Raw genomic sequence first — 5820 nt, forward strand, 5'->3', positions numbered from 1 at the left:
TGGTGACCACTTTCAATCCTTCTGATAAAGTCAAATGCAATCTTATGGTTGATGAGAAGAGCAAGAAAAGCGAAACGTTCCAGTACGCAACTGCCTACCAGGCATCAGAAACAGTAAAACTTACAGACGCTCAACACAAAGTTTATGTCAAATGTGAATTTCCCTCAAAAGAAATTCTAAATTCCGAAAAAGCTAATTTTACTGTAGTGTCAAGACCGATAATCACACTTGCCTCTCCTGCAAAAAATTGGTATCCAGATCCAGATTACAACAACTCAACCGCAACAGATGATTTTTCATATAACGTGTATTTCTACTCGCTTTCGCCTGGTGCAAGTAATACCAACACTGGCGTATCGAGTCGCAGCTGCAAATTTGTAATTGACAAAGCTCTTGTTGAAAGAGAAACTGTGCTTGACAACTATACAAACAGTGAAGCTATAGCAGTATCAAGCATACCTAGATTTGAAGGCAAGCACAAATGGCAGGTCATCTGCACTGACACAAACGGGGCTGTTGGCAAAAGCGAGAAGCGCAACTTTAGGCACAGGCAAAAAATCACCATCGTGCCTGTAACCCAACGCAATGCCCAATTTAACAGTGCAGATGATATCGCTCTCAAATTCAACGCCATCTCAACCAAAAAGCTTGAATGCAGGGTGACTGTTGATGGCGTTGAAGGGGAAAAAATGAAGCTTAAGGCTAACACAAATTCCCAAAAAGAATTCACCTATCGTACAAGTGTCGTCTATCCAACCAAACCCCATACTTGGAATGTATTTTGTAAATCCGGCGATAATGTGGTTAAAAGTGATACCTATTCTTTCACTGTAGGTCCGCTTTAAAGATGCAGCAAGACAGTCCTTAATCAAATGCGGAAATAAATACGCTATGCCCTAAAATAGATTTGAACATCCTACATTGAGACTAAAAGCAGACCAGAAGTCTGAACAAAAGGTGAGAAAATATGAACCTAACCTCAAATGTGAATTTGCTGGCAGTGCTTATTGCAACTTTTGCAAGCATGGCAATTGGGATGATGTGGTACTCAAATGCCCTTTTTGGAAAAGCATTTTTAAATGCAGTGGGGGCTAGCACATCAAAGGCAAAAAAAGATTTACAGAAACAGGACATGGGCAAAACATACGGGCTTATGCTGCTCTCCTTTGCTTTCATGGCGTTTGTGCTTGCAAACATCTTGCCATATCTTGGAGCAAACAACGCAATTGAAGGCGCGCTTGCTGGTTTTTGGCTGTGCGCCGGTTTTGTTGTGACCACAAGTGCAAGCGGGGTGCTTTTTGAGAAAAGGAAGCTTGAGCTATATCTTATCAGCAACGGCTACTACCTTGTTTGCGGGGCTGTGATGGGGGCCATAATCGCAATAATTACATAAATAAGGCATGAAAAATCACCAATCGGTAAATAAGCCCAAATTTGATTTTTGGCAAAAGCATGAAAGGCTGGCAACAGGCCTTGCTTGAAAAGAACTGCCGCCTCGCCTGTGTTTGGCTATTGTAGCAATGCTTATAAATATTGTGCAAACAATGTAAAATGGGCAAAAGCTGTTTTTAATTATTGGTTTTACAAGGTAGCTTTTGCAGCATTGTTCTGAAAAGCAGCATTGTTCTGAAAATCGAAACGCGCGGACCAGCAAAAAATTCTGACCAGTGAAAAACGGCAGATAAAACATCACTCCTTGGTGATATTATGCCTGAAGATACATTATTGCCTGAAAAAATAAGCAACATGAAGACAGGCACGACAACAGTCGGGCTTGTATGCTCTGATGGCATAATCATGGCTGCGGACAAGCGTGCATCAATGGGTTATTTTATCGCTTCCCGCGATGTGCAAAAAATATTTCAGATTGATGACAAGCTTTCAATGACTATTGCTGGTGGTGTTGGAGACGCACAAGAGCTAATCAGGCTCCTAAAAGCGGAATCCAAGCTCTACAGGCTAAAATACGGCAAACCGCTAACTGCCAAAGCGGCGGCAACCTTGCTTGCAAATCTTTTATATTCATACAAATTCTTCCCGTTCTATGTCCAGCTTCTGGTTGGAGGGACTGAAGACAAGCCTGAGATTTATTCTCTTGACCCGCTTGGCGGCATGACTGAGGAAAAATACTGCTCAACAGGAAGCGGCTCGCCAGTCGCTTACGGAGTTTTAGAAGAGATGTTCAATGCAGGCGGCTCTGTAAAAGACAACATGAAAGTTGCGGTAAAGGCTGTGGCGGCGGCAATGAAGCGCGATTGCGCGACAGGTGAGGGGATAGACCTAGTCACAATAACAAAATCCGGCTTTAAAAAACACGACAAGGAAGAGATAGCAAAACTTGCATAAACTGTCAATAAAATTTGGCGCAGAAGGCAATCTGACCATCAAGCCACAAGTAAATCATCCCAGGCGTCCATTTGTCTTAAGCATAATCTTGCCATTTGCATAAAGCGCAGTTTCTAAAGGCAATCCGCGCCCGACGGGGTCTTTTGGGCATCACGGCCGGTTTTCTGCACTGCGGTGCCTTTGTGTTTGAAAAACATGCAGTTCAAGAGGAGATTTGTTGGAACTAAAGGAAATAGAAAAAAAAATCGCGGAGATAATACCGGCAGACTGCGATCTGTCAAAAATAGAGCCCGAGGGCCTTGACATAGTCATCTACCTGAAAAACATCAATCAATTCTACAAAAACGACCAGATGATTCGCAGGCTTGCAAGCGCTGTCAGAAAGCGCGTTTTTATCCGCTCCGACCCCTCGTCGCTTACAAATCCTGAGGACTCGCTTGCAGCAATCAAGTCCCTGGTTCCTGCAGAGGCCGGTGTCACTGAAATCAACTTCAACCCTGATTTTTGCGAAGTCAACATAGAGGCCCTAAAGCCCGGGCTTGTGATAGGCAAGGGAGGCCTCACTCTTCGCTCCATAATACAAAAGACTGGCTGGGCCCCAAATGTTCTTAGGACCCCCACAATGGACTCAAGCACAATACGGGGGGTCAGAAAGTCCTTGTTGCGCGAGGCTGCCCACAGGAAAAAATTCCTCATTAACCTTGGCAAGAAAATCTGCACAACAGTGCCAAAAAGCGACTGGGTCAAGATAACCGCCCTTGGCGGCTTCCAGGAAGTTGGACGGTCCTGCACACTGGTCCAAACCCCGCACAGCAAAGTCCTGATAGACTGCGGCATTAATCCTGACACTTCAGACAACACGCGCACCTATCCATATCTAAACGCCCTTGGCTTTGAGCCTGCGCAGCTGGATGCAGTAATCCTCACTCACGCACACCTAGACCATTCGGGCTTTTTGCCCTACCTCTATGCCTATGGCTTTGAAGGGCCCGTCTACTGCACCACCCCGACAAGGGAGCTTGTCACGCTTTTGCAGATGGATTATCTGAATCTTGTGAACAAGAACACGGAGCAGGGGGCCCCTTATGGCGTCAAGGACATCCAAAAACAGCTTGCGCACATGATAACCCTGGATTACTGGGAAGTGATGGACATCACTCCGGAAATCAAGCTGACCTACTACAATGCAGGGCACATGCTAGGAAGTGCCATAGTGCACTTGCACATAGGGGAGGGGCTGCACAACCTTGTTTTCAGCGGCGACATTAAGTATGGCTACTCAAAGCTGTTCGACCAGGCAGTAACCTCCTTCCCGCGCTGCGAGACGCTTTTCATTGAAAGCACTTACGGCGGAAGGGACGACATCATGTCAAACAGGTTTGACTCTGACAAGCGCCTGTTTGGCCTTATAAACCAGACAATAGAGAAAAAGGGCAAGATAATAATACCAGTGTTCTCGGTTGGCAGGGCCCAGGAAATCATGCTTGTGCTAGAGGAGCAGATGTCCAAGAATCCCAAATACAATTTTCCAGTATATCTGGACGGAATGATTCTTGAGGCGTCTGCAATACACACAGCATACCCGCAATACCTTCGCCACAATGTGCAAATGAGGATACTCTCAAACGATTCCCCTTTTGAGTCGCACATTTTTGAAACTGTAAAGACCGACAGGAAAGCAATAGTCGAAGGCGACCCGGCAGTCATTCTTGCGCCATCTGGCATGATGTCTGGAGGCCCCATTCTTGAGTACTTCAGGCTTCTTGCAGACGACCCGAAAAACATGCTCATGTTTGTCGGCTACCAGTCAACGCAGTCGCTAGGCAGGAAAGTGCAGCGGGGCATGAAGGAAGTGCCAATAATGTCGGAGGCTGGCAGAAGCGAGATGATACGGGTCAACATGCAGGTCCAGTCAGTGGAGGGCTACTCTGGCCACTCAGACCGCCACCAGCTAATCTCGTTTCTGAAAAACATTAAGCCAAAGCCTGAAAAAGTCTTCACACTGCATGGGGATGAGACAAAGTGCGAGGATTTGGCAAGAAGCATAAGCAAGATGATGCACATTGATGCCAGGGCCCCAATGGACCTTGATGCAATCAGGCTCAAGTAGGACTGTTTTGCACTTGTGGCTAGCTATTTCCCTCTTCTTGAGTACCTTACAATGGAATGGATGGCAAAAATAATCTGGTCCCTGAAAATAAGGCAGACCAATGCAAACAATACAATCCCCGCAAGCCCGCATGCATAATGCCAAAATCCGGCATTTGCACCTATCTCATTTTGCTTGCAAAAAACTTGCCTGAAAGCGCACCCACTATGGGGTATGAAGCAAGCATGGCAAACAGGCGCAAGATGATAAGCTCTATTGCCAAGTCCTTGTCAAACCCGGCTATTTTCATTATTATATCCGCTTCCTGGTAGGATATTGCCTGCGCCGTCTTTGAGAAAAATTCAAATGCGGCCTGGGCAAGGAATATCTGCCAGACAAAAAGGCCAAGACTTCCAACCAACGCAATAACCACACCGCAAGCCGCCCCTATCTTCAGAGCATCAATGCCGCTAATCGCATATCTGAATTTTTCCTCGGCCTTAAGAAAGACAAGGGACAGCCCAACGCCAAACGGGACCGTTATGAAAAATAAAAGGTTGATGAACGGTACTGATGCAAAAAGACCGCCAATAACCCCCCCAAAAAATATCGGCACTATCAGAAGCGGCAAATCCTCGTTTTTTATCTGCAGGTTCGGGTCGCGGGGAACAATCATCTTAATCAGGCTTCCCACCCCCCCGCTTTCTTTTTTTTGCCCTTGCGGCTGCTGCTGCCTTGCCGAAGCTGGCTGCATCTGGCTTGCCTGTGCCTGAAGCTTTGCCATAATCACTGCCTTGCAGTTAGTGCAAAGAAGCTTCCCGTTGAGTTCTGTGGCCTCGTTTTCGCACATTGCCTTGAAGCAGTTGCTGCAAACCCCCACTGCATCCTTGTCATGATGGTAAAAACACTTCATCAAAACCACGTTTTTGTTTTTTCCTGGTTCTTTCTTTCATTTGCACTGTTTATATCCATTTACTTTCCGACTGTCTTTCAGTGACAATTCAAATGCTAAAACGCCCCTAGGCCTTGTTTGAAACAATGCTTCTCCAAAACAAATTCAAAATCGGGACAAGATAGAACGGTATGGCAAGGCCTATTATCGCCCCTGTCAAAAGCCTAAGCGCATTAGTGCTTTCGTAGGTGAACAGGCTTGGAATAAGGTCGCTAACAAGCTGTATCCCTCCATCCAAAGCTATTGGGACTGCTGCAGCAAACAAATATTTTTTGTCAGGAAAGTCAAGGGAACCCAGCTTCATCTTTAGAGGATAGACTATCAATCCGACTAGGACAGCAAGATAAATTCCTATGTCCCTTGCGCAAACCGGCAGCTTGTAGCCAACTCCAAAATCCGAATTTACTACAATGCTGCGCTTGAAGACAATTGT

6 protein-coding genes are annotated in these 5820 nt (G+C 45.9%); 4 read left to right on the top strand and 2 right to left on the bottom strand.

Features of this window, described 5'->3' with window-relative positions; translation table 11 throughout:
- Positions 1-44: 44 nt before the first annotated feature.
- The 4 genes from FJZ26_03595 (at position 45) to FJZ26_03610 (ending at position 4456) form a co-directional block, all read left to right on the top strand.
- The gene (locus FJZ26_03595) at positions 45-845 is read left to right on the top strand and encodes a hypothetical protein (GenBank protein ID MBM3229489.1); all 801 of its coding nucleotides are present in this window, start codon (positions 45-47) and stop codon (positions 843-845) included.
- Positions 846-967: 122 nt separating this feature from the next.
- The gene (locus FJZ26_03600; protein MBM3229490.1) at positions 968-1393 is read left to right on the top strand and encodes a DUF1761 domain-containing protein; all 426 of its coding nucleotides are present in this window, start codon (positions 968-970) and stop codon (positions 1391-1393) included.
- Between the two features lie 353 nt (positions 1394-1746).
- Positions 1747-2346: an archaeal proteasome endopeptidase complex subunit beta gene (gene psmB, locus FJZ26_03605; GenBank protein MBM3229491.1), complete on the top strand. Its 600-nt coding sequence runs from the start codon at positions 1747-1749 to the stop codon at positions 2344-2346.
- 214 nt (positions 2347-2560) lie between these two features.
- Positions 2561-4456: a beta-CASP ribonuclease aCPSF1 gene (locus tag FJZ26_03610; protein MBM3229492.1), complete on the top strand. Its 1896-nt coding sequence runs from the start codon at positions 2561-2563 to the stop codon at positions 4454-4456.
- A 160-nt stretch (positions 4457-4616) separates the two neighbouring features.
- Here FJZ26_03610 and FJZ26_03615 read toward each other — a convergent pair whose 3' ends face one another.
- Entirely contained in the window at positions 4617-5348 is a 732-nt protein-coding gene (locus tag FJZ26_03615) for a hypothetical protein (GenBank protein ID MBM3229493.1), read from the bottom strand.
- 106 nt (positions 5349-5454) lie between these two features.
- Positions 5455-5820, bottom strand: a 366-nt coding sequence (locus tag FJZ26_03620) for a DUF2085 domain-containing protein (protein MBM3229494.1), incomplete at its 5' end; no start/stop codon positions are given.

The sequence above is a fragment of the Candidatus Parvarchaeota archaeon genome, assembly GCA_016866895.1.
Taxonomy (GTDB): Archaea; Micrarchaeota; Micrarchaeia; order Anstonellales; family VGKX01; genus VGKX01.

Excerpts from the sequence above, each read along its gene's own strand:
- FJZ26_03615 (MBM3229493.1), bottom strand. The coding sequence starts at position 5,348 with ATGAAGTGTTTTTACCATCATGACAAGGATGCAGTGGGGGTTTGCAGC.
- FJZ26_03600 (MBM3229490.1), top strand. The coding sequence starts at position 968 with ATGAACCTAACCTCAAATGTGAATTTGCTGGCAGTGCTTATTGCAACT.
- psmB (MBM3229491.1), top strand. The coding sequence starts at position 1,747 with ATGAAGACAGGCACGACAACAGTCGGGCTTGTATGCTCTGATGGCATA.
- FJZ26_03595 (MBM3229489.1), top strand. The coding sequence starts at position 45 with ATGGTTGATGAGAAGAGCAAGAAAAGCGAAACGTTCCAGTACGCAACT.